Annotated in this window: 26 protein-coding genes; 14 read left to right on the top strand and 12 right to left on the bottom strand. The window is 41.8% G+C overall.

The features are described 5' to 3' along the window. Window positions 1-3 precede the first annotated feature (3 nt). Window positions 4-2,100 (top strand): M28 family peptidase, encoded by a 2,097-nt coding sequence (locus H1A14_RS07675; protein ID WP_194775653.1) that lies wholly within the window; start codon window positions 4-6, stop codon window positions 2,098-2,100. 51 nt (window positions 2,101-2,151) lie between these two features. On the opposite strand, the gene H1A14_RS07670 is transcribed toward H1A14_RS07675, so the two are convergent. Beyond that, complete coding sequence (locus tag H1A14_RS07670) at window positions 2,152-3,495, bottom strand: fasciclin domain-containing protein (RefSeq protein ID WP_194775652.1); 1,344 nt, start codon at window positions 3,493-3,495, stop codon at window positions 2,152-2,154. A gap of 377 nt (window positions 3,496-3,872) precedes the next feature. On the opposite strand from H1A14_RS07670, the gene H1A14_RS07665 reads away from it, so the two are divergent. The 3 genes from H1A14_RS07665 to H1A14_RS07655 are packed head-to-tail and all read left to right on the top strand — an operon-like array spanning window position 3,873 to window position 6,720. After that, window positions 3,873-4,997, top strand: coding sequence for an NAD(P) transhydrogenase subunit alpha (locus H1A14_RS07665; protein ID WP_194775651.1), 1,125 nt, complete (start codon window positions 3,873-3,875; stop codon window positions 4,995-4,997). Between the two features lie 2 nt (window positions 4,998-4,999). Then, window positions 5,000-5,317 (top strand): NAD(P) transhydrogenase subunit alpha, encoded by a 318-nt coding sequence (locus tag H1A14_RS07660; protein ID WP_194775650.1) that lies wholly within the window; start codon window positions 5,000-5,002, stop codon window positions 5,315-5,317. After that, window positions 5,317-6,720 carry an NAD(P)(+) transhydrogenase (Re/Si-specific) subunit beta gene (locus H1A14_RS07655; protein ID WP_194775959.1) on the top strand — a complete coding sequence of 468 codons (1,404 nt, stop codon included), beginning with the start codon at window positions 5,317-5,319 and terminating at the stop codon, window positions 6,718-6,720. Before H1A14_RS07660 ends, H1A14_RS07655 begins: the two co-directional genes overlap by 1 nt. A 101-nt stretch (window positions 6,721-6,821) precedes the next feature. On the opposite strand, the gene H1A14_RS07650 is transcribed toward H1A14_RS07655, so the two are convergent. Both H1A14_RS07650 and H1A14_RS07645 read right to left on the bottom strand, forming a co-directional pair. Beyond that, entirely contained in the window at window positions 6,822-7,571 is a 750-nt protein-coding gene (locus H1A14_RS07650; RefSeq protein ID WP_194775649.1) for a peptidase associated/transthyretin-like domain-containing protein, read from the bottom strand. 59 nt (window positions 7,572-7,630) lie between these two features. Beyond that, a complete protein-coding gene (locus H1A14_RS07645) occupies window positions 7,631-8,371 on the bottom strand; it encodes an NYN domain-containing protein (protein ID WP_194775648.1) in 741 nt (246 codons plus the stop codon). Between the two features lie 227 nt (window positions 8,372-8,598). Here H1A14_RS07645 and H1A14_RS07640 point away from each other — a divergent pair, with 227 nt between their 5' ends. Both H1A14_RS07640 and H1A14_RS07635 read left to right on the top strand, forming a co-directional pair. Then, on the top strand, window positions 8,599-9,261 hold the full coding sequence (locus H1A14_RS07640) for a spheroidene monooxygenase (RefSeq protein WP_194775647.1): 663 nt from the start codon (window positions 8,599-8,601) through the stop codon (window positions 9,259-9,261). A gap of 37 nt (window positions 9,262-9,298) precedes the next feature. Next, complete coding sequence (locus H1A14_RS07635) at window positions 9,299-10,201, top strand: glutamate--tRNA ligase family protein (RefSeq protein ID WP_194775646.1); 903 nt, start codon at window positions 9,299-9,301, stop codon at window positions 10,199-10,201. A gap of 12 nt (window positions 10,202-10,213) precedes the next feature. Here H1A14_RS07635 and H1A14_RS07630 read toward each other — a convergent pair whose 3' ends face one another. Continuing rightward, window positions 10,214-11,047: a 1,4-dihydroxy-2-naphthoyl-CoA synthase gene (locus H1A14_RS07630; RefSeq protein WP_194775645.1), complete on the bottom strand. Its 834-nt coding sequence runs from the start codon at window positions 11,045-11,047 to the stop codon at window positions 10,214-10,216. Window positions 11,048-11,350: 303 nt separating this feature from the next. Here H1A14_RS07630 and H1A14_RS07625 point away from each other — a divergent pair, with 303 nt between their 5' ends. Together H1A14_RS07625 and H1A14_RS07620 are read left to right on the top strand one after the other, a co-directional pair. Beyond that, the gene (locus tag H1A14_RS07625) at window positions 11,351-12,604 is read left to right on the top strand and encodes a DEAD/DEAH box helicase (protein ID WP_194775644.1); all 1,254 of its coding nucleotides are present in this window, start codon (window positions 11,351-11,353) and stop codon (window positions 12,602-12,604) included. A 58-nt stretch (window positions 12,605-12,662) separates the two neighbouring features. Beyond that, window positions 12,663-13,754 carry an AMP-binding protein gene (locus H1A14_RS07620; RefSeq protein ID WP_194775643.1) on the top strand — a complete coding sequence of 364 codons (1,092 nt, stop codon included), beginning with the start codon at window positions 12,663-12,665 and terminating at the stop codon, window positions 13,752-13,754. Window positions 13,755-13,768: 14 nt separating this feature from the next. Here H1A14_RS07620 and H1A14_RS07615 read toward each other — a convergent pair whose 3' ends face one another. Beyond that, a complete protein-coding gene (locus H1A14_RS07615; protein ID WP_194775642.1) occupies window positions 13,769-14,362 on the bottom strand; it encodes a riboflavin synthase in 594 nt (197 codons plus the stop codon). Between the two features lie 128 nt (window positions 14,363-14,490). Between H1A14_RS07615 and H1A14_RS07610 the strand changes: the two genes are divergently transcribed. Continuing rightward, entirely contained in the window at window positions 14,491-15,144 is a 654-nt protein-coding gene (locus H1A14_RS07610) for a protein-L-isoaspartate(D-aspartate) O-methyltransferase (RefSeq protein WP_194775641.1), read from the top strand. Between the two features lie 84 nt (window positions 15,145-15,228). Then, window positions 15,229-15,765 carry an acyl-CoA thioesterase gene (locus H1A14_RS07605; RefSeq protein ID WP_194775640.1) on the top strand — a complete coding sequence of 179 codons (537 nt, stop codon included), beginning with the start codon at window positions 15,229-15,231 and terminating at the stop codon, window positions 15,763-15,765. A 123-nt stretch (window positions 15,766-15,888) separates the two neighbouring features. Here H1A14_RS07605 and H1A14_RS07600 read toward each other — a convergent pair whose 3' ends face one another. Further along, a complete protein-coding gene (locus H1A14_RS07600; protein WP_194775639.1) occupies window positions 15,889-16,044 on the bottom strand; it encodes a lmo0937 family membrane protein in 156 nt (51 codons plus the stop codon). 451 nt (window positions 16,045-16,495) lie between these two features. On the opposite strand from H1A14_RS07600, the gene H1A14_RS07595 reads away from it, so the two are divergent. The 4 genes from H1A14_RS07595 (at window position 16,496) to H1A14_RS07580 (ending at window position 19,058) form a co-directional block, all read left to right on the top strand. Further along, on the top strand, window positions 16,496-17,041 hold the full coding sequence (locus tag H1A14_RS07595) for a hypothetical protein (RefSeq protein ID WP_194775638.1): 546 nt from the start codon (window positions 16,496-16,498) through the stop codon (window positions 17,039-17,041). A gap of 2 nt (window positions 17,042-17,043) precedes the next feature. Continuing rightward, window positions 17,044-17,361, top strand: a complete 318-nt coding sequence (locus H1A14_RS07590; RefSeq protein WP_194775637.1) for a DUF3817 domain-containing protein — start codon at window positions 17,044-17,046, stop codon at window positions 17,359-17,361. A gap of 11 nt (window positions 17,362-17,372) precedes the next feature. Further along, a complete protein-coding gene (locus H1A14_RS07585; RefSeq protein WP_194775636.1) occupies window positions 17,373-18,404 on the top strand; it encodes a hypothetical protein in 1,032 nt (343 codons plus the stop codon). 162 nt (window positions 18,405-18,566) lie between these two features. Beyond that, the gene (locus H1A14_RS07580) at window positions 18,567-19,058 is read left to right on the top strand and encodes a Dps family protein (protein ID WP_194775635.1); all 492 of its coding nucleotides are present in this window, start codon (window positions 18,567-18,569) and stop codon (window positions 19,056-19,058) included. Window positions 19,059-19,112: 54 nt separating this feature from the next. Here the strand turns inward: H1A14_RS07580 and H1A14_RS07575 are convergent, their stop codons facing one another. The 6 genes from H1A14_RS07575 to gatB form a co-directional block, all read right to left on the bottom strand. Continuing rightward, window positions 19,113-21,560 carry a leucine-rich repeat domain-containing protein gene (locus H1A14_RS07575; RefSeq protein WP_194775634.1) on the bottom strand — a complete coding sequence of 816 codons (2,448 nt, stop codon included), beginning with the start codon at window positions 21,558-21,560 and terminating at the stop codon, window positions 19,113-19,115. Beyond that, entirely contained in the window at window positions 21,547-22,383 is an 837-nt protein-coding gene (locus tag H1A14_RS07570; protein WP_194775633.1) for a hypothetical protein, read from the bottom strand. The genes H1A14_RS07575 and H1A14_RS07570 overlap by 14 nt, the downstream gene beginning before the upstream one ends. After that, complete coding sequence (locus H1A14_RS07565) at window positions 22,380-22,958, bottom strand: hypothetical protein (protein ID WP_194775632.1); 579 nt, start codon at window positions 22,956-22,958, stop codon at window positions 22,380-22,382. Before H1A14_RS07565 ends, H1A14_RS07570 begins: the two co-directional genes overlap by 4 nt. Before the next feature lie 27 nt (window positions 22,959-22,985). After that, on the bottom strand, window positions 22,986-23,459 hold the full coding sequence (locus tag H1A14_RS07560) for a nucleoid-structuring protein H-NS (protein ID WP_194775631.1): 474 nt from the start codon (window positions 23,457-23,459) through the stop codon (window positions 22,986-22,988). Between the two features lie 264 nt (window positions 23,460-23,723). Next, complete coding sequence (locus tag H1A14_RS07555; protein WP_194775630.1) at window positions 23,724-24,848, bottom strand: TlpA disulfide reductase family protein; 1,125 nt, start codon at window positions 24,846-24,848, stop codon at window positions 23,724-23,726. After that, window positions 24,841-26,304 (bottom strand): Asp-tRNA(Asn)/Glu-tRNA(Gln) amidotransferase subunit GatB, encoded by a 1,464-nt coding sequence (gatB, locus tag H1A14_RS07550; RefSeq protein WP_194775629.1) that lies wholly within the window; start codon window positions 26,302-26,304, stop codon window positions 24,841-24,843. Before gatB ends, H1A14_RS07555 begins: the two co-directional genes overlap by 8 nt. Window positions 26,305-26,314 lie beyond the last annotated feature (10 nt).

Here is a 26,314-nt window from a genome sequence, read left to right as displayed (position 1 = left end):
TACATGAAAAAACAATTGCTTTCTATCCTTTTGGTTGGGCTTTCCCTGCATGCCGGCAATTGCCAAAGTTTGGATGGGTTTTTCCAAACCCAAACCTCCCAACAGCTGGCCCTAGAGAAAGATTTTTTGGAGGCAGTCAATTTCGAAAGTTTCAAAAAGCACTTGCAGATCATCACCGCTGAACCGCATGTGGCCGGTAGTCCTGCCAATGATAGGGTAAAAGACTATCTGGTAAAAACCATGAAGTCCGCAGGTTGGGATACCCAGACCTATCTCTATGATGTCTATCTCTCCAAAGAACCGGGCGAGTCATCCGTATCGCTGGTGACTCCCGTTCGGATGCCCCTCAATCAGCAGGAATACATTTTGGAAGAAGATCCTTTTTCTGCTCATCCTGACCTATGGAAGGGATGGAATGCCTATTCCGGTTCCGGTGAGGTAATCGCTGAGGTTGTCTACGCCAACTATGGGACCAAAGCAGATTTTGAAAAACTGCTTGAGATGGGGGTAGACCTCAAAGGCAAAATTGTACTGGCGCGTTACGGTGGGAACTTCAGGGGGTACAAAGCCAAGTTTGCCGAAGCTGCAGGGGCAGCCGGTTTGCTGATTTTCACTGATCCGGGTGACAGTGGTTATGCCAGGGGTTTGGTTTATCCGGAAGGAGTCTATTACAACGAAAGTGGCATTCAGCGCGGATCTCTTCTGACTGAGGATTTTACCGGAGACCCATTGACACCATTTGAACCTGCATTACCACTTGACGGCAAGAAGAAAATCAAACGGATCGATCCCAAAGATGCTAACCTCCATACCATTCCCGTAATTCCTCTCTCCTATGGGTCCATCAAACCCATCATGGAACTCATGACAGGGCAAGCTGTGCCTGCAGGTTGGCAAGGAGGCTTGCCTTTCACTTACAGATTGGAAGGAGGTCCGGAATTGAAAGTTCACTTAAAGGTGGAGCAAAAAAGGGATTTTGTACGGGTTCACAATGTGGTAGGCACACTTCAAGGAAGCGAATATCCAGATGAATGGGTCATTTTGGGCTGCCATTTTGATGCCTGGGCTTTTGGTGCGACAGACCCAAATTCCGGAACAGCCATGTTACTGGCTTTGAGTGAAACTTTAGGGGAAATGGCTAAAGCAGGAAAAAAGCCGAAAAGAAGCATATTGATAGCACACTGGGATGCAGAAGAACACGGCGTAATTGGATCCTCAGAATGGGTCGAGCAACTCAAAGAGGAATTGCAGGCCAAAGCAGTTGCCTACCTGAATTTTGATGCAGGGGTTTCTGGAAAAACCTTTGGTGCCTCTGCTTCCCCTACCCTCAAAACCCTCATTACTGAAGCCACCAAAGAGGTGAAAATGCCGGGCACCGAGCAGTCTGTATATGAGAAATGGACTGGTGAAAAGGAGGCACCTACCATAGGAAATTTGGGTGGAGGTTCTGACCATATCGCATTCTACATGCATGCTGGTATTCCTTCCTTAAGCGGTGGGTCAGGGGGTCCTACCCTCTACCATACCAATTATGACAGTTTTTCTTTTTATGAAAGATTTGTCGATCCGGATTTTACGATGGGTGGTGCCATTGAACAAGTGGTAGGTATTATGACCCTTCGGCTTGCTAATGCAGCCTTGATCCCTTATGATTTATTAAGGTATGCAACGGACCTACAAAACCATTTCGAAAACGCAGAAAAAGGAGTTAAGGCATTTGATGATCAATTTGGAGGTTTTGAAAAAGTGAAATCCGCTTTGGCAGACCTGGAAACAGAAAGCCAAAAAACCCACAACCTTATCCATGAAGCCCTGCAAAACAATACTTTGAGTAAGGCCAAAATTAATGGCATCAACAAACAATTGATCAGTTTGGAAAAAAGTTTTTTGGATGAGAAAGGCATGTATTTTGGATCCTGGTACCAGTCGCTTTACGCTGCCACAGATCCCTTCAGTGGCTATGCCAGTTGGATGCTACCCGGTATTCAATATGAAATTGAGAATAAGTCTTCAGATCGATTGGGAGAATGGGATGAGCGATATGCGACGGCAATTCAAAATCTTCGTAAAAAAATTGGACAGCTTCAGGAAATGCTTTAAAAAAAATGGCTGGAAGCATGTGCCACCAGCCATATCCTAATAAAAATCAACCTATTCAACCACAATAATATTTCCGTTCATCGCACCGTGAACTGTGCATCGATAAACTGCGATTTCATCAGCAAGTGTTTCAGTCAGGGTAAATGTCACTTCATTTCCATCTACCACAAAATTAACAGCCTCATCTGATTCAAAACTTCCCGTTTGCTCCCCTTGAGCTAACAGGATATTGCCATCACCGTCTCTGAAATCCAAAGGATGGTTGGAACCCCCATTATTGATAAAAGTGTACCTTCCACCGAGGGTCAATTGTATGTCAGGATTATTTTCTTCCAGCTCTGCCTCTATACCCTCTCCTTCTATATCCGTGGCTAAGTAAGCACTGGCTCCAGAGTTATTCAAGGTTATCCTCCCATCCACTGGTGCCTCTCCTTCCATTGGAGGCAATAGGACTTGGTCAATGGCGTGTATAACACCGTTGGTTGCGTGCAGGTTAAGAACCTCCGGAATGAGGCCGGAATCATTGATTTGAAGATTGGCCAAATCAACTGTCAATTCCTGACCATCCAAAAGAGTAGGCAATGATGCACCCTCTCTAAGGTCCTGAGAAAAAGCCCTGGCTGGAACCACATGGTATTGTAAGACAGCTGTCAAAGTTTCTATTGGTATATCATCTATACCTTGAACATTCAATGCTTCATATAATGCCTCAAAAGCTGCATCTGTGGGTGCGAAAACCGTCAAGTTATCCTCAAAACCTTCTTGAAAGGCTCCAACCAGATCAGCTCTCGAAAGTGCCGCTACCAACTGGGTGAATTCAGGTGTGCCAGCTTGCGTGGCATCAATCGCAATTTCAGCGATATTCTGCGTAGGAGGCGTGATTACATAATTGACCACATGTATAAGACCATTGGAGGCTGCGACATCTGTTTGTGTGACACGGGTATCTCCATTGATCCAAAAATCCCCATCCGGGTCAACACTTACAAAGAATGGAATATCAGCAGCGGTACTTACAGGTCCAGCGACCACTGATGATCCTGGAACTGAACCAGGGACTGTATGGTATAAAAGTATGGTTTCTAACATCTCGTTAGAAATCAAGTCATTGGCTGAAAGCCCATTGTCCTGAAGAAAATCGTTAAAAGCATCATTGGTTGGGGCAAATACCGTAAATGGCCCCGGCCCTGATAAGGTTCCAACCAATCCCGCTGATTCCACTGCGGTCACTAAAATAGAAAAATTAGGATCGGCTGAAGCAACTTCAACTATATTGGGCTGAGGGATGATGGGTAATGGATCATCAGAACTACAAGAATACATTCCAAAGGCGGTCAAAATACCCAAGGAAAACTTCAAACATTTATCCAAACGTGACTTCAAGTTTTTCATCATTACAAATGGTTTAGTTTTATACATACAGTTTGAACCATCGATTAGGCCATTTGTTTTGGTCCCTATGGAACCTAATTCATTGGATATAACTGGTTTGTATACAAGCGGATTAAATTTGTAAATGTAATTTTTAAATAATTGAGAAGAATTGAAGTTCATCAACATATAATTTCACCTAAGCATAGACTATTTTTAGTGAAAGAATTGGAATTGCCTTCAAATGAGTTCAAGAAATGATTTTCTTTCCATCAAATACCAAATATTTTTTCATTTCCCGTTTTTTTTCATAATCTTCACAGGCAAAATAAAACCCTTAACCTTTCTTTAATCTTTGGCTTAATGCAACGCCCTTTTAAAGCTTACCTTATTAAATTCAAATGATCATAGGAATATTAAAAGAACCTTTGGGAGAGGCAAGAGTGGCCATGCTCCCTGAGGCTGTTAAAACTTTACTCAGCTGGCAGGTAGAGATTTGGGTAGAACCAGGAGCAGGTTTTGCAGCCTATGCTTCGGATCAACAGTATATCGATTCGGGCGCCAAGATCCATCCAAGAGAAAAAATCCTCAAAGACTCGGACCTTTTGCTCGGAATCCAAGCGCTAACGCAAGCAGAAATTTCAACTTCAAAGTCCGATGCGGTGATCATGGGCCAATTCAATGCTTTGTATAATCCCGACTTGACTCAATACCTGATTGATCAAAAACGAACTGCTTTCAGCATGGAACTGGTACCTCGGACTACCAGAGCGCAATCTATGGATGTGCTTTCCTCAATGGCAACAGTGCAGGGTTACAAAGCCGTCTTGATGGCCGCAGACCTTCTTCCCAGATTTTTCCCCATGTTTATGACTGCTGCAGGCAGCATTACTCCATCAAGAGTCTTGGTATTAGGTGCAGGGGTAGCCGGGTTACAAGCGATCGCGACAGCCAAGCGGCTTGGCGCCTCAGTATTTGCTTTTGACGTCAGGCAGGCCGCAAAAGAAGAAGTCCTGTCCATAGGAGCCAAATTTGTGGATGTGGAAGGGGCAAAAGAAGACAAAGGTGCAGGAGGATATGCGGTGGAACAAAGCGAAGAATACCTTCAGAAACAAAAATACACCATTCACGAACATGCCTCAAAAGCTGATGTGATCATCACCACTGCACAGATTCCGGGAAGGAAGGCACCCATTTTGGTGGAGGAGAGAACCGTCCATGCCATGAAGGCAGGTTCTGTCATCATTGACCTTGCCGCATCTTCAGGGGGCAATTGTGCACTCACCCAACCGGATCAAACAGTCATAGTAAATGGGGTCAGGGTTGTTGGGGTAGGAAACCTAGCGGCTCAATTACCTCAAGACGCAAGTAAAATGTACGGGAAAAACTACCTGAACTTTCTTAAATTGATCATCAAGGAAGGAAAGTTGGACCTGAACTTTGAGGATGATATCGTAACAGGTACTTGTGTGTGTCATGATGGCAAGCCGGTAAATTCCAGAATCACCCAAATGATTAACGCTTAAATATGGAACAGTTACTCAATTATATCGGTCAGAATATGGAGATGATTTATTTCCTGATACTGGCCATTTTGTTAGGTGTGGAAGTCATTTCCAATGTACCAGCCATTCTACATACGCCACTCATGTCCGGAGCCAACGCCATTCATGGTGTGGTGGTAGTTGGTGCCATCATCGTCATGCTTCAGGCCTCCCCTGACAATTATGCGGCTCTTTCCATCGGTTTTTTGGCCGTGGTCATGGGTACGCTTAATGTGGTTGGTGGATTTGTGGTGACAGACAGGATGTTGGAAATGTTTAAGAAAAAACCTAAGAAACAATGATCAGTTTAAATATTTTGGAGATCAGTTATTTGATCGCCTCCCTGACTTTTGTGGTCGGTTTGAAAATGCTTAGCCACCCGGACACCGCTCGTAAAGGAAACTTGATTGCCGCTGCTGGCATGCTTATCGCCATTTTGGCTACTTTGGTCTTGTACCAATCCTATGATGCCAACAAGCTCTTCAATTACGGACTGATCTTTTTTGGTCTTTTGGTAGGGTCGATCATTGGAACCATCATGGCCCAGAAAGTGAAAATGACCGCCATGCCACAGATGGTCTCCTTTTTCAACGGAATGGGGGGAGCCTGTGCGGCCTTGATCGCCATCATCGAATTCCAGAATCACCAACATGTCACCGTTACTTCAGCTTTTGACGGGGCTTTATTGGTCATGTTGCTGGGCTTGGTTATCGGTAGTGTTTCCTTTGCAGGATCCATGATAGCCTACGGAAAATTGGAAGGTAAAATCAAAGACAAGGTTTTGCCTTTTAATCAGGCGGTGAACATGATTTTACTGTTTGGAATGATTGCTTTGATTTTGATCCAATTTTTCGGTGAGATCAATCCCATGCTCTTTTATGTGTTGCTTGGAGTGGCTTTGATCTATGGAATTCTCTTTGTAATGCCTATCGGTGGAGCAGATATGCCTGTGGTGATTTCGCTATTAAATTCCTTTACAGGTATTGCAGCGGCTTTAGGAGGTTTCCTTTATAGCAACAAAGCCATGTTGACGGGTGGTATTCTGGTGGGTTCTGCTGGAACTATCCTTACCATTCTCATGTGTAAAGCCATGAACCGGTCCCTGACCAATGTGCTCTTGGGTGCTTTTGGAGCAGCAGGGGCAGCAGGAGGAAAAAGTGCCTCTGGTGACCAAACCGTCAGAGAAATATCCATCAATGATACAGCGGTCCTACTGTCTTACTCACAAAAAGTGGTCATAGTACCCGGTTATGGACTTGCTGTGGCTCAGGCACAGCACATCTGCCATGAATTGGAACAACTGCTGGAAGAAAAAGGCGTGGAAGTCAATTATGCCATTCACCCCGTGGCAGGAAGGATGCCCGGACACATGAACGTGCTCTTGGCTGAAGCCGATGTGCCTTATGAAAGGCTACAGGAAATGGAAGAAATCAATCCGAAACTGGCTTCTACGGATGTGGTGGTGGTTATCGGGGCCAATGACGTGGTAAACCCGGCAGCCAAAAATGATCCCTCTTCCCCTATTTTTGGGATGCCGATCCTTGAAGTGGATCAAGCCAAAAATGTGATCATCCTCAAAAGAGGCATGAGTGCGGGTTATGCAGGAATTGAAAATGAGCTGTTTTTCTATCCCAAAACCCGGATGCTTTTTGGAGATGCCAAGGATTCTTTGCAGAAATTGGCCACAGAAGTCAAGGAGGTCTAATGGAGAGTAATAATCATATTTGACCATGTACAACAGAATTAAAGCCTCCCTTAATCAAAAGGAGGCTTTTTTCATTGTTTGAGTTTTTTCATTGCAAGAAATTACCAAATACCTTCCCTTCGGATAAACACATTGTTGTTCAGAAATTCCACCAACAATCGACTGACCGTTTCGGTATCCATGTCAAGAAACTCATGTTCGATATGGTAAAGGTTAAATTCCACAATCAGGCTATCCAGGTCCTGTTTATTCAGGCCATACCTGTAACGCAAAGCAAACCGAACAGAATCCGAGTTGATCAAATCCAAATAAGGTTGCTGCCTTGCCGCTTTTTCCAGCCTTCTTTGGTATTGCCTTTTTTGTCTCTCTCTTCGGGTAAAATAAGAAATGGGTCCGTCCAATGTCATTCCAGGTGTTAGGGCGGTATTGGATTCGCTGTGGCCAAGATACATTTTCCCGGGTCCAGCGGGGCGGCTGGAAAGAGATTGGTATTGAGAAAGGTTTGGGATTACAAACCTAATCACTTCTTGTTCTCCAAAGACATACGCTGTAGGCAACAGAAAAGAATCGAAATTTAGGGTGACCATGATGTGGTCAGGACTTTCTACCTTTCGGGTATGGGAAAGAAAACCATCTTTGGTAAACCTTAGCGAATCACCTGAACTGGCTTTGACCCTAAAGTAGCCCCGAAAATTGGACATGGCACTGTCGTTGGTCGTGAGGTTGGTCACCATGACAGTTTCCAAATACCTTCTATCCTGAGCATCAACGATGTTCCCTGTCACTACCTGACCTTGCAGAGGGAGGTATAACAAAAACATACAAATTGCCGAAATCCAAAACTTATTCATTTCAGAATACAAGTTACTGAAGCTGCTTGAGGATAGAAAAAATGAACCGTTAAAACTTATTAACTGGTTTTGTTCCTTACATAAATCAACTTATACCTGCCTTTTTGGTTCTCTCTCTGTTCAATCTCAAATTTGCTGATCGAGCTGATCAAAGGAGTGAGTTTCTGGAAACCATAGTTCCGCGAATCGAAGTTGGGTTGCTTTTTCTGCAACAGATTGCCTACATCTCCCATAAAAGCCCATCCGTCCTCATCCGCCAAATCTGAAATGGTGCTGGAAATCAAACGGATGATTTTGGGATTGATTTTATCTACATTGGGTTTGGGCTGGCTTTTGTCCTTGTGATCTTCCTGATCGTCTATCGTCTGCTGTAGAATTTCCACATAAATAAACTTATCACAAGCCACAATAAAGGGCTCCGGAGTCTTCTTCTCCCCCATTCCCAAAACCAGCATGCCGGCTTCCCTTAACCGAGTGGCCAGTTTGGTGAAATCGGAATCACTGGAAACAATACAGAAACCGTTGACTCTCTCAGAATACAAAATATCCATGGCATCAATGATCATCGCGGAATCTGTGGCATTCTTACCGGAAGTATAACTGTATTGCTGCATGGGATTGATGGCATTTTCCAACAACACGTTTTTCCATTTTACCAATTGGGGTTTGGTCCAGTCACCGTAGATTCTTTTGATGGTGGGATTGCCGTATTTGGCAATTTCTTCCATCATCTCTTTGACCTGTCCAGAAGGAACATTATCAGCGTCTATCAAGACCGCAATTTTGATATCGGTTTGCATAAAATAAAAATAATTTTTTACAAGATCGTTTGTTCCGGATAAAGGTAAGTATAATTTGTCGAAGGGCTTCTTTTGGGTGTTCCATATAAGAATTTTTAAAATCTGCGAAATTCCATTTAAACCATGGGCCTTTCTCTTCGATTATCATTAAAATAAATTTTATTTTTACCGTCTTTAGACCAAACTTTCTGCATGAACAAGGATCTGTTTCTTAATGTTAATACCCCATGGATCAACCCAAATCAATTACCTCTATCACTTTTTTTGAATTCCCGACCAAAAAACGCTGGTGGGCTTTTAATCAGATGCAGCAAGCCTTGGACTTGCTCAACAATTTGGAGGGAACCGCCTTGGTTAAACTATTGGGTTCAGGTAGTGGAACTGGATTTTCCTTGAAACCAGATTTTTCAACCTATGCCCTATTGACTGTCTGGGAAAATAGGGATCATGCCAAAAATTATGAAGCCTCTGAGGCCTTCCTGCATTTCAGTGAGAAAAGCAGCTCCTATAAAACATTTTGGTTGGCCTGCGTACAATCACACGGAACCTGGGGTGGGCAAAATCCTTTTAACGGTACAGCCCAGTATTTAGGAGGGCCTATCATGGTGTTGACCCGCGCGCGAATCAGGATGATCAAACTGCTTCGGTTTTGGAAACATGTCCCTCAGGCCAGCCAGTCTATCGCCGAAGCAAAGGGCTTGATTTATACCAAAGGCATCGGACAATGGCCGGCCATAGAACAAGCCACTTTCAGCCATTGGGAATCGGAAGAGGCGATGAAAACCTACGCTTATTCCTCTGTCCACAAAGCCATCATACAGAAAGTAAAAAAAGAAAAGTGGTACAAAGAAGAGCTCTTCGCAAGGTTTATTCCCATACAGTCCCCTTGACATTAGCAATCCTTACCGTTTTTTATTTTCTTGGCAAATGCAAACTTTCAAACTAACCCGCCTGGCCCCTACACCCAGTGGGTACCTCCATCTAGGCAACATCTATTCCTTCCTGATTACCTCATGCCTTGCCAAAAAACATGGTGCGAAAATCCTGCTACGGATCGATGATTTGGACCAAGACAGGGTAAAGAAATCCTATCTGAATGATATTTTTGACACCTTGGATTTTCTTGAAATCAATTTCGATTTGGGGCCAAAAAACCTTCAGGAATTCAAAAATGAATATTCCCAATCCCATCGAGCAAATCTCTACCAAGAGGCTTTAGAGAAGTTGAAAGAAAAAAAATCTTTGTATGCCTGCAATTGTTCTAGAAGAAAAATTGCAAAATCTCATCCCAAGGGCTATTACACTGGCTTCTGCAGGGATAAAAACCTGGACTTCAACCAGCCGGAAACGGCTTGGAGGATCAAAACCCCAACTAACCAGCCCATTTGGATCAAGGATTTGATTCAAGGGAAGATAAAGGGGCTTTTATCAGGTGAACTATTTGATTTCGTTGTCCGAAAAAAAGATGGTAAGGCTGCCTATCAATTGGCCTCAGTGATCGATGATGATTATTACGGCGTGGATTTGGTAGTAAGGGGCAAAGACCTGTATGGTTCCAGTCTGGCCCAGGTACACCTTTCCCCAATGCTAAACGGATCAAAATTTGCACAAGCCACCTTTTACCACCACCCATTACTCGTAGACCAAAAGAGGAAGAAAATGTCCAAATCGGCAGGTGCCACCTCCATACAGTATTTGAGAAAATCAGGAAAGACATCGAAAGCCATCTATCAGCTTATTGGAGAATATGCCCAATTGCCCGAACCTATCTACGACCTCAAATCATTTCAAAATGCTTTTGTATTGAAGGGGTTATCCTTTAGTCCATAAGCAAAAAGTTACTCATGGAATCCACTTGATGTCCTTAAAGTCAGGTTTTCTTTTTTCCAAAAACGCATTTCTTCCCTCTTTGGCCTCCTCGGTCATGTAAGCCAATCGGGTGGCCTCACCGGCAAAAACCTGTTGGCCGACCATACCATCGTCAGTAAGGTTGAAGGCAAATTTCAACATCTTGATGGAAGTGGGAGACTTTTCCAAAATTTCCTGTGCCCACTCATAAGCGGTACTTTCCAGCTTTTCATGGGGCACTACCGCATTGACCATGCCCATGTCATAGGCCTCCTGTGCAGAATAATTTCTTCCCAAAAAGAATATTTCCCTGGCCCGCTTTTGCCCCACCATTTTGGCCAGATATGCGGATCCATAACCTCCGTCAAAACTGGTCACATCGGCGTCGGTTTGCTTAAAAATGGCATGTTCCTTACTTGCTAGTGTCAGGTCGCAAACCACATGAAGGCTATGCCCTCCTCCTACCGCCCATCCGGGAACTACCGCAATGACCACCTTTGGCATAAACCGAATCAGCCGTTGGACCTCAAGAATGTTCAGACGATGCATCCCATCCTCTCCCACATAACCCTGATGGCCCCGGGCCTTTTGGTCTCCACCGCTGCAAAAAGCATATACCCCGTCTTTGGGAGATGGACCTTCTGCCGACAACAGCACAACCCCAATGGAGGTATCCTCTCTGGCGTCCAAAAAGGCATCATACAATTCGCTGGTCGTCCGTGGCCGGAAGGCATTTCTTACCTCGGGACGGTTAAAGGCAATTCTGGCCACGCCAGCTGATTTCTTATAGGTAATGTCCTGATATTCTTTGACGGTTTTCCAGTTCATGACTTGCTTTGGTTTGGAAATAAAATTTCATGCAAGATAACAGGCCTAAATTAAAAAAGTTGACTGATCGAAGGTGAAAAGTGGGGAATCGAAGAAAAATTCCGTTAACTCAAAAGCCATCCCGTCAAAAAAACATAAAGGGATAGTTTGTTGCCACCACAAAAGTTGGATGAAAATGCAGTTTTGAAGAATTCAGTTGGGTTAAAGAATTGGATTAGCAACCAAAAGCCATGATTATGTGTTAACTTGCAGCACGTATATCCAAGCCATATGGTTGGCTTAAGCCATTTATCTATTTATTCAATGACTTTTGAAAATTTAAACCTTAGCCCTGCACTTCTGAAAGCAGTTACGTCAGAGGGCTACACCAACCCCACCCCTATACAGCAACAAGCCATTCCTATTGTCATGAAAGGAAGGGACCTTTTGGGTTGCGCCCAAACAGGAACAGGAAAAACAGCGGCCTTTGCGATTCCCATTCTTCAAATATTGGAAAAAAGCTCACAACCCAACCAAAGAAACAAGGCAATCAGAGCACTGATTGTAACGCCAACCCGGGAATTGGCCATTCAGATTGCTGACAGCTTTTCAGCTTATGGCAAATTTACAGGCTTGACCAATACCGTGATTTTTGGTGGGGTAAAACAGCACCAACAAACCATTGCTCTCAGAAAAGGGGTGGATGTTTTGATAGCCACACCAGGTCGCTTATTGGATTTGGCCAATCAGGGCTATATCAACATGAAAACTCTGGAAGTGTTTGTCCTGGATGAAGCCGATCGGATGTTGGATATGGGCTTTATCCATGATGTAAAAAAAATCATCTCTCTATTGCCAGCCAAAAGGCAAACACTGTTGTTTTCTGCTACCATGCCACCTGATATTGTGGATCTGGCGAATTCCCTGCTTAAAGAGCCCCAAAGGGTAGACATCACCCCTCCATCTTCCACCGCAGTGACCGTACAGCAATCCGTCTATTTTACAGAAAAGAAAGACAAAAACGACCTATTGGTCTATCTGCTGGAAAAAGAAGCCAAAGATTCTACGTTGGTTTTTACCCGTACCAAGCATGGCGCGGACAAAGTGGTGAAAATCCTTGCCCGAAATAACATACAGGCCCAGGCCATCCACGGCAACAAGTCACAAAATGCCCGTCAAAATGCCCTGAGCAATTTTAAGTCCGGAAAAACAAGGGTATTGATTGCCACTGACATCGCTGCAAGAGGCATCGATGTGGATGGTTTGAGTCATGTGATCAATTTTGAGATACCCAATATCTCTGAAACTTATGTCCACAGGATTGGTCGTACAGGCCGGGCCGGTGCTGCCGGTAAAGCCTTATCCATCTGTACCTCGGAAGAATACAAGGATTGGAAAAACATAGAGAAACTGATTGGACAGAGTGTTCCGGTGATAAAAGACCATCCTTATCCGACCTCTCATCCATCTAGCTTTCCTGCTCCATCCAAACCGGCCTCAACACACGCGCAGAAAAAGCCTGTACATAGAAACAAATCCCGTCGCAACTATCCAAGAAATCCAAATCCTAAAGCATAGTTGGATATAATAATTGCCAAGTAATTCCAATCATCAGTTTGCCAAATTGCCTCAGCACATGGGAAGCATTCAAATAGATCGGGCTCTTGTTTCTTTTGATCAAATCAAAAAGGGGTATTGGCCCTCTGTTTCACCCTATGCTGATCTATCCCTGGATTTTTGTTCCGCATGGCTTAGCGGTCAAGACCAATTTGAACTCAAAACTTCCGGATCCACAGGGGACCCAAAAACCATAAAGATCTCCAGAAGTCAAATGGAGTTTAGCGCTGCCGCTACCCGTGACTTTTTTCTTCCGGAAAAACTTGCCACCCTGCTATGTTGCCTGAATACCGAAATGATTGCCGGCAAGATGATGTTGGTCAGGGCCATGGAATGGGATGCTGATGTGGTACTCATCCCTCCTACCCAAAACCCCCTAATGGCATTTGAGGAAGAAACTGCATTCGATTTTGTGGCCATGGTGCCCCTTCAAGTTGAGGCATGTTTGGCAGAAGAAAAAAGCAGGAAAGTGCTGGCAAAAGTTCGGAATTTGATCATTGGAGGAGCCCCGCTGGAGGAAAAAATAATCTATTCATTGGCGAAGTTGCCCACAAAAAGTTTTTTGACTTTTGGGATGACCGAAACGGTATCACATTTTGCTTTGTCTGATCTCAAAGCAAAGCCAATAACCTTTCGCACCCTTCCCGGTGTAAAAATTGGAAGTGACCATGAGCATAAGTTATGGGTAGAAGCGCCTATGGCTATTTCTCCCAGATTGCAGACCCAAGATTTGGTCGAAATCATCCGGGAAGGTCAATTTATCTGGAAAGGTCGGGCAGATTTCACCATCAATTCCGGCGGCATCAAGATTCAGCCCGAATTAATGGAAAAAGAAATAGAGGACTTAATCCGGGAATTCTCCCCCAACTCCAGGTATTTTCTAGCTGCCGAAAAGGATGAAAAACTAGGAGAGAAACTGGTGCTGATTTTAGAATCACAACCATTGGACAAAATCTTAATAAGTGAATTTTTGGACAGCGTAAAATCAAAATTACCCAAATTCCATAATCCAAAAGAACTGTATACCCTACCGGTATTCCAAGAAACTCCTTCCGGCAAAATCAATCGACCTGCTACGTTACAAAAATTGGGAAATCATTTCAAACTATAATCCGTACGGGTTCTTTAACTGCTGTAACCTTTCAAGATCCGTTGCATGTATTTCCCTAGAATATCAAATTCCAGATTCACGTTATCGCCTACTTTTAGCTGATGAAAATTGGTATGGGCATAGGTATAGGGAATGATCGCCACAGAAAAGCTTCCTGCTTTGGAATTGAAGCAGGTCAGGCTGGTTCCATTGATGGTAATCGATCCTTTTTCTACAGTGATATTGCCTACCTCAGGATCATAAGAGAGCCCAAAAACCCAACTTCCATCTTTTTCTTCAATACTGACCACTGTTCCGACCTGATCAACGTGCCCCTGTACAATGTGTCCATCAAAACGTCCATTTGCTGGCATACAGCGTTCAAGGTTTACTTTTCTCCCTTTAGTCCAAGAACTCAGATTGGTCTTCCCTAAAGTCTCATCAATGGCCGTTACCCTAAAATTGTTGCCATCTGTTTTCACCACTGTCAAACAAACTCCATCATGGGCTATAGATTGATCCACTTTAAGCTCCTGTGCAAGTTTGGTTCGAATGTCAAAATGGATATTTGAACCATCTTTTTCAGTATGTACTATTTCGCCTAAGGCTTCTATTATTCCTGTAAACATGTATACTAAAATTAATTGGCTAGAATTCAGATCACAACATTAAATCGGTTGAGGAGATTCAAAATAAGCCATTTTATCAATTAACTTAGCATATAAATTAAAGTTTGCATAAAATTTTTGACAGGCACATGCTTAAATTGGAAGATCGCGCAGTTCATAAAGGACAAAGAAGGGCATTGGTAAAAACCATTCAGCAAAAAGGAATCAAAGATCCTGCTGTCTTAAAAGCAATGGAAACTCTGCCCCGTCATTTCTTTTTTGACAGTGCCCTGCATTCCCATGCCTACGAGGACAAAGCTTTTCCGATTGGGGAAGGGCAAACCATTTCGCAACCCTTTACAGTTGCTTATCAAACCGAGCTTTTGGAGGTCATGCCCGGGGACAAAATTCTGGAAATTGGAACAGGTTCCGGTTATCAGGCTGCCATTCTATATCTGCTGGGTGCGGAAGTCCACAGTATAGAATACCAAAAAAAACTGTATGAAAAAGTCAGAAAGTTTCTGCCTAAACTAGGGATAGATGTTCGGTTCTACTATGGTGATGGTACCAGAGGCCTTCCATCGGCAGCGCCATTTGATAAAATCATTGTGACCGCAGGTGCACCGGTGGTACCCAAGGAATTGCTGAAACAATTGGCTGTTGGAGGCATTTTGGTCATTCCAGTGGGAGACCGTACCACACAGAAAATGTTGAAACTTACCAAAAAAACCAACAAACAAATCATCAGAGAAGAACTGGACAGTTTTGCTTTTGTACCGTTATTGGGGGAAGAAGGCTGGTAAAATCAAAACAATATTCTGATTTATCGGCATCAGATCGCTTCCAAAGCAAAATAAATTCTGTATTTTTGTCAAAACAATCCTTTTATGGCAAAAAAGAAAGCAGCAAAAGCCTCAGAGGTCATTATGACCGAGATGGTACTTCCCAATGATACCAATACGCTCAATAACCTCATGGGCGGAAAACTGATGCACTGGATGGATGTTGTCGCGGCCATTGCTGCACAAAAACATTCCAACAGGATTGTGGTAACCGCCTCGGCAGACAGCATTTCTTTCACCCATCCCATTGCTTTGGGAAATGTGGTCACCTTAAAGTCTAAAGTTACCCGTGCTTTTAACTCCTCGATGGAAGTGTTTATAGAGGTTTGGGCAGAGGATATCCCGGCCAATAAAAAAATAAAGACCCACAGGGCTTTTTTCACTTTTGTTGCAGTGGATCAAAATGGTCGTCCCATTGAAGTACCTGAGGTCAACCCCGAAACTGAGGAAGAAATTGAATTGTTTGAGGGGGCTTTGCGAAGAAGGCAGCTAAGGTTGATCCTATCCAAGCGAATGGATCCTAAAGATGCTGTGGAACTGAAATCAATTTTTGACCTAGATGGACCTTTGGCTAAAAAATAAATTGAGGATGTATAGTCTCTGACAGAACGATTGGAGGAGAAATAAAATTGAAAATTAAATGAAAGCGGGCTGTTTTGAGAACAAAACAGCCCGCTTTTCTTATTTTTAATCTGCAAATGGCAGCTAGACTGCCCTACCCCCTCTAATGACCCGCAATAAAATTGCCACTACGGCTATGACGAGCAAAATATGGATAAGGCCTCCGGCACTATAGCCTATAAAGCCTATTAGCCATGCGATGATCAAGATAACTGCAATTACATAAAGTAGATTTCCCATAATTATATTGGTTAAGTGGTAAATAAAATTTCAACTTTAAAATCTCCAGAATCTATCCTGAATAATTATTCAAAATAAATCCATCCCTAAACTTGGCCGGCAGTCTAAAAAAGAATCATAAAACATTTAAAAACGCATACACTATTAATGAAAAATTTTTATCATAAATCAACTTATTGACATCAGATTCATCTGTAAGTTAAAAAAATTCCTCAATAAATCAAAATTGTATTTTAATGGTTTATTTTACTCCTTTTCATTGCTTTTGTAAAGCTTCCAAATAATTACTTGTTATTATTCATTCGTTCTTTACAGAAAAAGGGAGATGAAAAAAGCATGGTAAAATACCTGATATGGTTCCACATAAATTATCATCTATTCAACTTTAAATTTTGTTTGGAGGAAAATTTTTGGTCATTTTTAGGCTATGGAAGAAATGAACCTACAACACATGGGTCTATTCATGGACCAAGAATTGGTGTTGATTTCGGATGATTCTCTAATTCAGTCATTTACCAATAGAAGCCAGAAACCGGTTACTGAAATGAGCAATGAATCATCAGAACAAAATACGTCGTCATCTAACGCAGAAGAACCAGAAAGCCTGGAGTATGAAAAATTGGAGCATGAAGGCCAATTTGAAAAAGGAGTCCTTGTGGTGTACCAAGGGAAAAGCTTGAAAACAGAAGAAAGTGTCTTTTTGATGCGCATCATGGAAGCGGTAAACTGTTCTTTAAAAGATATCGCCTTGGTATCATCAGAACATTTACAGGAAGCTTCTTTGGATGCAATTGACCGGTTAAATCCAAACAAGATCTTGGTTTTTGGGAATTTCGCCCATCCTCTGATGAAAAAAAGGAATGATCTTTATGACATACGGGCTTTGGACGAGGTAGAATATCTTTTCGCTGATGAATTGTCAGAGCTTTCTGTCAACCGTCCTTTGAAGGGGAAGCTTTGGAAACAGCTTCAGGTCCTTTTTAACATTAACCCTTAATCATGCAAGATCAAGAAAAGTTGAAACTACTCGCTAGATTCCGTGGAATCAGCATTGCTGAGGGCATTTCCTTTTTGGTATTGCTATTCATTGCCATGCCGCTCAAATATACCATGGATATGCCGGATGCGGTCAAATATGTAGGTTGGGCACATGGTATTTTGTTTGTTCTTTATGTTTACATCCTTTTTCCGACTTCAAAAAAATTATCCTGGAGTTTTCGGAAAACACTGGTTGGCCTGATTGCAGCTTTGTTGCCATTTGGCCCATTTCTGTTTGACCGTAAATTAAAAGAGGAATACCGTGCTTTGAGGTCTTAAATAAGTTGGATATGGCCTTGATCAGCAAAAAGAAAAAAATTTACCCCATCAGCAAAGGCCTCAGACAGTATTTGGTGAAATATGGCCGGGAGGTAGATATTCCGATACATTACAAGGAATTGCTCCGCTACAACAGTTCTATTCCTTTGTATGATTCGAGGGAAAATGATACGCTGTGGGAAACTGTGTTTTACTTAGAATCGGATCGGGCTGATATTCATTACAACCTCAAAAAAATATATGCAATCATCAAGGCACAGGGGGACATGTCGGTCATGCAACACTTGTATGTGGATCGGGTAGATTTGTGTATTTACGGCAATACTCAGCCCTTCAGAGTCCGTATTGTTAACCGTATCAACGACAACTTTGACTATTTCTACATCAAGCACGCTGATGCCTCCAGAGTGTATGGACTGGAACTTGAACACTTACTTTCACCCAACCGAATAAATTACCTGGTCTATAAGGACTCCCTCATAGAAGAACATATCGCAGGCATTCCGGGGGAAATGTTTATGAAACAGTATATCTACGATCCTTTGCTTAATCCCATCCGTTTGGCCAAAGAGTTTATCAAATTCAACGAAAGGTGCTTTGTAAGATTGCTTGGAGATATGCATTCTTCAAACTTTGTCATTGATGTTACGCCGGATTTTGAAGAAACCCACTACAGGATAAGATCCATTGATTTTGACCAACAATCTTATGAAGGAAAGAAAAACATTTATCTACCACAATACTTCAAAGAAAACAACGCTTTGATTCAATTGGGTCTCAAACACATCACCCCTGAGTCCATGAAACAATACCAGCGAGAAGAAAGGGCCCTCATTGCGAATCGGCTTAGATCTTCTCCTAAAGAAATAGAGGATATTCTAAAAGCCATGGAAAATGATACCATTTCTACCCCGGAAAATATCGATAACCTCAAACAGGAACTTGCCAAACATTATGGTCATCCTCAGTTCTTGGACTGTAAAAATATGGGTCAAATCGTCAGGATGAGTTTAAATCAGGTTTTCAAACTTCCAAACTATTGATTTTTGTGCTTTTTGAGGCTCAACGTCCTTTTTTATCTGTCTCCCATTTTTCTATAATTATTGAGACATTAATCAAAACAAATAGCCTATTTCAACGTTTAATTAGTATGTTATTTAGAAGAATAATCTGAATAAATCACTAAACCTTAAAATTTTAACACCATGCCAGTATTAGAAAAAAGAGTATTCAAAAAGTTGGGATACAACAAAGAAGAATCTAATAAAATAGTAGCAAGCCTAAACTCCCTATTGGCCAATTACCATGTCCATTACCAGAAACTAAGGAATTTTCACTGGAATGTAACCGGAGGAGATTTCTTTGATTTGCATGAGAAGTTCGAGGAACTCTATGATGAAGCCATGGCCAACATAGATTTGATTGCAGAGCGAATCCGAGTTTTTGGACTGACTCCATTGAGTTTGATGAAAGAATATTTGGAGCATTCAGACATTAAAGAAGTCGGGACTGATTTGAAATCAGATGCAATGGTCAAAGAAATTCTTAATGATTTTGAAATCTTGGTTGAAAACATGAACGACTGTGCAGAAAAAGTTGCTGAGCTGGGAGACACCGCAACAGAAGATATGTTGATCGCCTTCATCAAAAAAATTGAATTACATCATTGGATGTTTACCTCCTTTTTGAAAAAATAAAATTGATTCCAATAAAAAAATCCCGATTCATGATCGGGATTTTTTTTATCAGTTTTAATAATATCTGACATCAACGTTAGGGTTGGCTGCCTTGAAATTATCGATTTGCCTTTGGTTAATCCTGGTATTGAAACAAATAAACTTTTCGATGTTCAAAAGATTGCTGATTGGACTGATGGTTCTCACATTGGTACTGGAGATATCCAAATCGTTCAGTTCAAATAGGTTTTCAAGCCCTCTCAGTCTTTTGATGCCGGTGCCGGATAAGTTGAGTTTTTTAAGTCTCGTGAGGTTGTCCAATGGCCTCAAATCCTCAATGGCTGTATTGCTTAAATCGAGTTCCTCCAAAACATTCAGATTTCTAAAGGCTTCAAGAGAACTGACAGGAGCCTGAGAAATTTTCAGCTTTTCCAATAAACTCAATTCTGTTAGTGCGGAAACATCCGCTAAAGGCACATTATTGATTTCCAGATTTCTCAGGTTGATAAATACTTTCAAAGGCCAAAGATCTTGGATATTGTCCCCATTGATGGTGATAGATGTTGAAGCTGTCATTTTATGCAACTCATCCGAGTTTGGATTATCTCCCACATCAAAGGATTTATCAAAAATAGCTTTCCAGTTTTCATTTAGATTTTCCCACCAATCTTCCAGTTCCTCTGTTCTAAAAATAATGTTGGCTTCTGGTTTTAGCTCAATAAGCTCCTGGACTTCCCACCGAGCTACATCCGTATGGTCAATGTTTAGGTATTTCAGTTCAGGAAGAAACTTCAAAGATTCAATCCTTTGGATTTCATTTTGTTCCAAAATTATCGTTTCAAGTGTATTGACATTTTTTAAAGCCTCCACCTGGGTAATTTTGGTATTTTTGGCAGAAAGTTTCACAAGTGTTTTGCTGTCTGCCAAAGGTGAAAGGTCATCCACTTTGGTATTGTTACAATTAAATTCAATGATTTTTTTGAATTTCAAAATCGGGCGCAGGTTTACTACCTCACTGTTTGAAATATCCACTATTTCTTTATTGACCAACGTCGAGAGTTCTTCCGCAGCAGGGGTTCCTTTTGTTAAGCCGGGATTTTGTCTTTCTATCACTTCTTTCCATCCTTCAGGAAGAGAATTCCACCAAGACTCCAGGCTTTCTACATTATGGATAAGCAGGACAGAACGATTGACCCTGGCATATTCATCCGCTATTTCTTCAGGAATACTGGTCTGATCCGCATAAATTCGCCTCAACTCTGGTTTATTTGAAAGAGGTTCAAGGTTACCCACCTCTGTATTGCTGATGTTGACCACTCTAAGTTTTTCCAGGCTAGCCAAAGGTGATAAATCCACCAGATTACTTTCCTGCATGATCAACTCTTCCAGACTTGTCAACTCACTTAAATAATCAAAATTGATCAGATAATTACCGCTGATATTGAGGTGCTTCAGCTGATTGAGTTCTTTGATGTTTTCAAGGTTATTAAAACCACTCTCTTTGAGATTAAGGTGTTCCAAATCTTTATAATTGTTGAGCACGCTGAAACCTGCCAAAGGGGTTTTTTCTGCTTTGAATGTTTTTAATTTTTTGAGGTTGTTCAGATCATCAATCGTATCAACCTTGGTGTGGGAAATATCCAGATAGGTGAGATTATCAGAATACTTTAGGAATTGAACATCCTGCGTAGGGGTATTGGAAATGTCCAAGTAACTCAAAAAAGTAACATTGCTGATGGGATTGAGTTCTTCAATATGGGTATTGCTGATATCAAGGTATTTCAATTCCCTTAAGGTTTGGATCGGCCCCAGGTCTTTGATCAAAGTGTTGTTGCTCAACTTCAAGGTATCCACATCGGTGATCTTATAGATCTGCTCTATGGTAAGCGAATCATCTTTAAAATCGAACCTGTCACGGAAATAAGCTTCCCATTCAAATGATAGGTTGGCCCACCATTCCATCAATTCTTTGTCTCTGCTTAACTTAGTTGTGTATACAGAAGCTATTTTCAATTCATTGCTTCTTTTGTCTACATTTACTTCGATAAATCTCGGTTTGGTATTCTCGATTTTTTCATTGGTAAGTCCGGTGGCTGTCAAAGTACGATCAAGAGAAACTAAAAATGAAAGTTCTCCATTGTCCCTTAAAAACGGCTTAATTTCTCTTACTTTAAGATTGAATTGAGCATCTTTAAAAAAGAACTCAATGTCTTTCAAATAGGCTGTGACATCCTTGTTGGTAATTACTTTTCTGTCCAGAAGGAGGTCATCCTCCACCTGTACTTTTTCGTCCCTAAAAATCTTTTTGTAACTCTCTCTAATGATGACATCCTTATCTCTCGCAGAGGTTTCCTTGCTGCCCACAGTATTGAGGAAATATTCCAGAAATTTCATCTGATCCTCAACATTTTGGGTAAAATCTTTTATTTCCTGTTTGGAATAATCACCAAGATCTTGGGCTCGCAAGAATGGAGTGGCGAAGAAAAACAACAGGAAAAATAGATAGGGTCTAATTCTGGTCATAGATGTAGTTTAAAATCACGTCCTTATCACCTTCATTTAACTTTACCAGATTGGAAATTAACCAACCTGTGTTGAATCCCGGTCGGTTGAACTGGGATAACTCGAAATACCAATCACTGATCTGGAAAAAATGAAATTTCACATCAGACACAGTTTCAAACCTGATGTTTCCTTTCTTGATTTCGTAAAGAAAAATCGAAAGGTAATCAGGAGAAAATTCTTTTGGTGTATAAGATTCTGGCTTTTTGTTGTCCTGCAAAGCTTTTCTTAGGTTCATGAAACCCAATTCATGACTCAGCGGATGCAAGAACTGTTTGTCATTTCCGGTGTCTTTATCGAAGTATAATTTGAAAAAGTCGGCGGCTATGTTGTCAATGACCCATTCAAATCCCAGTCCTTCTTCCTGCAGTTTCATGAAAAGGGTAACGTTTTCACGCTTGCCTTTAATCATAAATACAGTATTTACCTCGGCAAACCATTCGCCATTGTGAAAATCAAGAAATTGGGGATTACCTGTTGAGATAACCGTTTGAGTGAAATCCTCTTTTAAGCTTTTTGGGACAGATGTGGTTTCGTTGTCAAAAAGGATATTGATAAACCCTTTTCTTAACTCTCGGTCCCTGTATTCCCTGTCTCCTGGGTTGAAGCGGGTACTTCCGTCTTTACTTTCTTCGGCGTTGAATCTCCTGAAAAATTGATTGACCTGTTTGGTTGATGCGGCAAATCTGCCGTCATCAGAAGGCTGACCGGGGCTGTACAAACCCTGCCCCGGTGCAAACCTATAAGATGTAATTAATACTAGTACTAAAATAAATTTTCTCATGCAGATGTTTCAGTCACCCGGATATCTCCCAGCATCACGTCCCAGAAATCAATAGTCCTTCCAGCAACCTGAGTCTGCTTTTTCTCTACGTAAATGGTGATGTCTTTTTTGGTTGTGTCTTTATAATTTAACCCACTTTCCCTAGAAGTACCTTCAAACCTTTGGTAAACGGTGATCACACCTACATACCGGCCGTCAGGCTGTCTTTCCAGGTCACTAATGTAATGAATGTCATACCAGGATATGTTTACCTGATCGTAATTCAATGCCATCAGTCTTTCAAAGTATCTTCTTACTTTATAATAGGCGATTTCTTTGGAGCTCAAAGAAGAAACACCCATTTCAGCTTCTGGAGCGAAAAGCTCTTCAGCCCTATCCATAACGCGGTTGGCTTCTGAGAATTGTGTTTGCTTACTGCCTATAATGCTGATGTATTTACTCAAATCTTTGACTTTCTCTAAAGCCAGAGAGTCAATGGCTTGCTTTCTTTGAGGGCTGATGTTGTCCGTTTGGGCTATTGCCACAGAGGATGCCGCAATAAAAAGCATCAAGAATAAGGGAATATATTTTTTCATGATGTATTAGTTTTTCTAGGTGGGAAATTATTTACGACGTAATTCTAATTCTGTAACTCGGCCACTTCCGTCCAATCTCAGATCACTGATGTAATTCAGGTTTTTCTTGGTGTCCTTCAGGTAATTCAAATACTTGTTAATGGTAGTGGGCTCGTCGTAATCTTTAATTCCATTTTCCTCATGGATAACGATCAGTACAGGGGTTTCCTGATTAGAGAACATTCCTAGAGCTTCCTGAATAGATCCGTTTGCACTCTGAACGCTTGATGCGTTTGTGATGGTGTTGAAAAAAGCCTCAAGTTTTTCAACTGCAACTTCTTCTGCCGACGGTGCAGGTGGTGCAGGTGGAGGGGTTGGAGCAGGAGCGGGTTCCTCAACTGGTTCAGGTGCGGGGGCAGCCTCTACCACTTTCTTGCTTTTACATGCGCCCATGGCCAAAAAGCCAAACAAAGCAAGCATGAGCAGCATGCTTACAGGGGATTTTCTACTTGTTTTTTTCATTTTTGGTTTTTGATTGATTAAATGTTCTCTGACAGACTAAATTGACAAAAAGCATTCCATAAATTAAACTTTATCATAATTATGGATGCTTTAATAGGAATTATTTTTGTTTTGTTGTAAAGTTTGAAATTTAATTAAATAATGAGCGATTTATAAATTTATCAATATTGCATTTCTGCTTCAAATATAAATAAAATTCAATGCCATCAAACCAAAAAAACCTTCCTCATACAAAAAGGAAAGCTTTTTTTCTAAAAACCTCAATTAATCAAACAATTCTTTGAGTTTTGCCTCAAGACTGGGTCCTCTGAGGTCTTTGGCAATGATATTCCCATCCGGATCGAGCATGTATGTTGCCGGGATAGCATTGATCTGATATGTTGCTGCTGCCTCGGAATTGAAATACTTCAAGTCGGAAACTTGTGTCCAGGTCAACTGGTCATCTGCAATGGCTTTTACCCAGGCCTCTTTGGTCCTATCAAGCGATACGCCAAAGACTTCAAACCCTCTGTCTTTGTATAAGTCATACAATCGCACCACATTGGGGTTTTCCTCCCTACAAGGCCTGCACCATGCTGCCCAGAAATCAATCAAAACATATTTCCCCTGCAAGTCTGAGAGTTTTACTAACTCCCCGGCAGGATTGGGGAGCTCGATTTCAGGCGCAGGTTGACCAATGGAAAGGCTCCGCATTTCATCCAACTGTTGCTTGATGCTTACAATCATCCTTGTGTCAGGATATTTGGCATCTAAATCCAAAATCAGATTATCCAAAAACTGAAAATCATTTTTGGGGTTGATCATGCCTATGGCCGCCAATGCTGCAAAACTGCCATCCATACTTTCGATTGTCGTTTTTACCCTCTCAGCATGGCTGCTTTCCAGTTCAATGGCATTTTGCTGGATTTGTTTGATGGTTTCTGTATCGCGGTCAGACATGGCATCATAATAAGCCTGATTCAACTCATTGATCCGTTCTTGATAATCTGCAGTCAGGCTATCCACTTTCATCAATTGATCTGTATCCTTGGAACCTGTCACGCGAAGACTTCCTCTCTCTTTAAAATTGTAGAAAATTTCCACATCTTCGGCAAAAAGTGCCAATCGGACAGTTTCTTCACCGAAAAGATTCAAATCATAGAAGTTAGGGCCGTCCAAGTCCAGCTCATACTCAAAATTATTGGAGGATTGAAGGGGAATTGTATCTATCACCTCTGCCCTGTCATCCATAAATTGAGAAAGCACCAAATTGCCCTCTGGAGCATTTTCTATTTTTCCCTTGATCAAAACTTTGCCGTCAAATTCGGACTCTTTCTCTGAGGCGCAGGCTGTAATAAACCCGATCAAAAGGATCGGAAAAAGAAATTGAACTGATTGATATTTAGTCATTTTCAAGTAATTCTGTTAAAATTCTGGAAGCTACCTTTGGATCTGCTTTTCCTTGGGATTTTTTCATCACTTGTCCCATAAACATCCCCATCAAGCCTTTCTTTCCGGATTTGTATTCTTCCACTTTTTTCGAGTTTTCAGACAAGATTTGTTCAATGATGGGTTTGATGGAATTTTCGTCACTTTCTTGGATCAAATTGAGGTCTTGGGCAATTTCCAAAGGTTGTTTTTGTCCGTTTTTAAGCATTTCAGGATAAAGCTTCTGGGAAGCCACGGTGAAACTGACCTTGCCATCATCAATCAAATGGATTAATGCAGCCAGTTTCTCTGGCGTTACTGGAAAATCCGATATGTGCAAGGTCAATTCATTCAAATAGGATTTGACAGGTCCCATCATCCAGTTCGAAGCCGCCTTGTAGTTTTCTGTCTCGGTGCAAAGTTTTTCAAAAAACAAAGCAATCTCTTTAGAATCAGTAAGCACACTGGCATCATATTCAGGCAATCCATAGGTATGCACAAATTTGTGGTGCAATTCCCTGGGCAAAGCGGGCATGGCAGCCTTGATCCCCGATAACCATTCTTCCGAAATGACCACAGGACTGAGATCAGGCTCAGGGAAATAGCGGTAATCGTTGAGGTCCTCTTTGGTCCTCATGCTGGCCGTGGTTCCTGTGGTAGCATCAAAAGTCCTAGTCTCCGAAATAATTTCCGTCCCTGATTCGATCAATTCTATTTGCCTTTCGAATTCATGTTCAATTGCTCTTGCCACATTTCTAAATGAATTCATGTTTTTGACTTCCACCTTTTTACCCAATTCTGGATCTCCAAATAACCGAACAGAAATATTGGCATCGCAACGTAAGGAACCTTCCTCCATATTGCCATCACAGATATCCAGGTACCGAACGAGCTTTTTGATTTCCACCAAGTAAGCATAGGCCTCTTCCGAGGTCCTGATATCGGGTTCTGAAACAATTTCGATCAACGGAACGCCAGCCCTATTGAAATCTACCAAGGTATCCACCTCACCCGCCAAGTGCATGGATTTTCCGGCATCTTCTTCCATATGTATTCTCGTCAGCGCAATGGATTTTTCTTCTCCTGAAGCCAAAGTGATGGGTACTTGACCTCCCACACAGATGGGCCCCTTGTCCTGAGTGATTTGGTATCCTTTGGGTAGATCTGGGTAAAAATAGTTTTTTCTAGCAAAAATATTTCTTCTCGTAATTTCAGAGTGGCAGGCCAAACCCATCCTCATCGCAAACTCCACAGCCCGTTTGTTGACTTTGGGCATCGTGCCGGGATGTCCAAGGGTAATCACGGAAATATTGGTATTGGGAAGATTGCCGTATTCTGTGCTGTCTGAAGTGTACATTTTGCTGTTGGTCAACAACTGCGCATGCACCTCCAACCCAACCACCAACTCATACTTTTCTTTGATCGCTTTTGGAAGCATTATGGATTTT

This window comes from Pararhodonellum marinum (assembly GCF_015354735.1).
Taxonomy (GTDB): Bacteria; Bacteroidota; Bacteroidia; order Cytophagales; family Cyclobacteriaceae; genus Pararhodonellum; species Pararhodonellum marinum.
Note: the sequence above shows the minus strand (reverse complement) of the source record. Positions and strands in the feature narration are given on the sequence as shown.

Excerpts from the sequence above, each read along its gene's own strand:
- H1A14_RS07675 (WP_194775653.1), top strand. The coding sequence starts at position 4 with ATGAAAAAACAATTGCTTTCTATCCTTTTGGTTGGGCTTTCCCTGCAT.
- H1A14_RS07670 (WP_194775652.1), bottom strand. The coding sequence starts at position 3,495 with ATGATGAAAAACTTGAAGTCACGTTTGGATAAATGTTTGAAGTTTTCC.
- H1A14_RS07665 (WP_194775651.1), top strand. The coding sequence starts at position 3,873 with ATGATCATAGGAATATTAAAAGAACCTTTGGGAGAGGCAAGAGTGGCC.
- H1A14_RS07660 (WP_194775650.1), top strand. The coding sequence starts at position 5,000 with ATGGAACAGTTACTCAATTATATCGGTCAGAATATGGAGATGATTTAT.
- H1A14_RS07650 (WP_194775649.1), bottom strand. The coding sequence starts at position 7,571 with ATGAATAAGTTTTGGATTTCGGCAATTTGTATGTTTTTGTTATACCTC.
- H1A14_RS07645 (WP_194775648.1), bottom strand. The coding sequence starts at position 8,371 with ATGCAAACCGATATCAAAATTGCGGTCTTGATAGACGCTGATAATGTT.
- H1A14_RS07640 (WP_194775647.1), top strand. The coding sequence starts at position 8,599 with ATGGATCAACCCAAATCAATTACCTCTATCACTTTTTTTGAATTCCCG.
- H1A14_RS07635 (WP_194775646.1), top strand. The coding sequence starts at position 9,299 with ATGCAAACTTTCAAACTAACCCGCCTGGCCCCTACACCCAGTGGGTAC.
- H1A14_RS07630 (WP_194775645.1), bottom strand. The coding sequence starts at position 11,047 with ATGAACTGGAAAACCGTCAAAGAATATCAGGACATTACCTATAAGAAA.
- H1A14_RS07625 (WP_194775644.1), top strand. The coding sequence starts at position 11,351 with ATGACTTTTGAAAATTTAAACCTTAGCCCTGCACTTCTGAAAGCAGTT.
- H1A14_RS07620 (WP_194775643.1), top strand. The coding sequence starts at position 12,663 with ATGGGAAGCATTCAAATAGATCGGGCTCTTGTTTCTTTTGATCAAATC.
- H1A14_RS07615 (WP_194775642.1), bottom strand. The coding sequence starts at position 14,362 with ATGTTTACAGGAATAATAGAAGCCTTAGGCGAAATAGTACATACTGAA.
- H1A14_RS07610 (WP_194775641.1), top strand. The coding sequence starts at position 14,491 with ATGCTTAAATTGGAAGATCGCGCAGTTCATAAAGGACAAAGAAGGGCA.
- H1A14_RS07605 (WP_194775640.1), top strand. The coding sequence starts at position 15,229 with ATGGCAAAAAAGAAAGCAGCAAAAGCCTCAGAGGTCATTATGACCGAG.
- H1A14_RS07600 (WP_194775639.1), bottom strand. The coding sequence starts at position 16,044 with ATGGGAAATCTACTTTATGTAATTGCAGTTATCTTGATCATCGCATGG.
- H1A14_RS07595 (WP_194775638.1), top strand. The coding sequence starts at position 16,496 with ATGGGTCTATTCATGGACCAAGAATTGGTGTTGATTTCGGATGATTCT.
- H1A14_RS07590 (WP_194775637.1), top strand. The coding sequence starts at position 17,044 with ATGCAAGATCAAGAAAAGTTGAAACTACTCGCTAGATTCCGTGGAATC.
- H1A14_RS07585 (WP_194775636.1), top strand. The coding sequence starts at position 17,373 with ATGGCCTTGATCAGCAAAAAGAAAAAAATTTACCCCATCAGCAAAGGC.
- H1A14_RS07580 (WP_194775635.1), top strand. The coding sequence starts at position 18,567 with ATGCCAGTATTAGAAAAAAGAGTATTCAAAAAGTTGGGATACAACAAA.
- H1A14_RS07575 (WP_194775634.1), bottom strand. The coding sequence starts at position 21,560 with ATGACCAGAATTAGACCCTATCTATTTTTCCTGTTGTTTTTCTTCGCC.
- H1A14_RS07570 (WP_194775633.1), bottom strand. The coding sequence starts at position 22,383 with ATGAGAAAATTTATTTTAGTACTAGTATTAATTACATCTTATAGGTTT.
- H1A14_RS07565 (WP_194775632.1), bottom strand. The coding sequence starts at position 22,958 with ATGAAAAAATATATTCCCTTATTCTTGATGCTTTTTATTGCGGCATCC.
- H1A14_RS07560 (WP_194775631.1), bottom strand. The coding sequence starts at position 23,459 with ATGAAAAAAACAAGTAGAAAATCCCCTGTAAGCATGCTGCTCATGCTT.
- H1A14_RS07555 (WP_194775630.1), bottom strand. The coding sequence starts at position 24,848 with ATGACTAAATATCAATCAGTTCAATTTCTTTTTCCGATCCTTTTGATC.
- gatB (WP_194775629.1), bottom strand. The coding sequence starts at position 26,304 with ATGCTTCCAAAAGCGATCAAAGAAAAGTATGAGTTGGTGGTTGGGTTG.